The following is an 827-nucleotide window of genomic DNA, read 5'->3' as shown; positions in this document are numbered from 1 at the left end:
GCACCCGCGCCCGCCCCCGCCGCGCCGCAGCGCGCGAGCTTCTTCCCGCTCGCCGGGCACGGGCTGTTGGACAGCAGGACGCGTGCCGCCGAGACCCGGCACGCGGCGATCACGCCGGGCAGTCTCGTCGCGCATGGCCACGAACTGTTCAAGAATTCCTACGTAGTTGAGGGCCTGAGCCTGCCGGGAACCCTCGCGGACGGTCAGTACTCGCTGGAGATCCAGGCCATCGCGCACCGGCCCCGCCTGCTCGACACCACCCGGCAGTACCTGGAGACCGGCGTCTCGGCCACCGACAGCGCCCAGCAGCTCAAGTCCCTGGGAAAGTCGAACCAGTTCGGCGGCACCGGATCGGCCACCCAGAACTCGACCACACCGGTGGAACAGGGCGCCGCCGAGCCGAACAAGAACCAGCTCAGCCCGGCGGTACGGCTCAACAAGGTGTCCCGCACCGACACCTCCGACACGCTCACCGCAGGCACGGGCGTCAACCGCACCCCCACCGAGAGCGGCGACCTGCACCGGGTGGTCGCCGACGTCACCTATGTGGTCACGGTCCGGGCCGGCTCCCGCACGCTGGGCAACGGGATCCTGGACGCCGGCACGATCGACCCCGTCATCTTCGCGGTGGACGTCCCCGACGGGCTCCAGTTCCTCATGACCCAGGGCCAACTCGACCGTGACGAACGGTGGATGCGCTCGGTGACCGGTCTCACCCCGGCGCCCGTCCAGGGCCAGGCGCCGCTGCCGGCGTCGTACGTGCGCAACCGCCAACTGGGCCTCGGCGGCGTCCTCTCGGTCAGCGAGTACGAGACCGTCCCCGCCCC

General features: G+C 71.1%; 1 protein-coding gene. It reads left to right on the top strand.

Annotated features, from left to right (window positions below; genetic code table 11):
* Window positions 1–827, top strand: an 827-nt coding sequence (locus AC31A1_RS52070; RefSeq protein ID WP_489660020.1) for a hypothetical protein, incomplete at both ends; no start/stop codon positions are given.

It is taken from the genome of Streptomyces sp. P5F9 (genome assembly GCF_057961495.1).
Note: the sequence above shows the minus strand (reverse complement) of the source record. Positions and strands in the feature narration are given on the sequence as shown.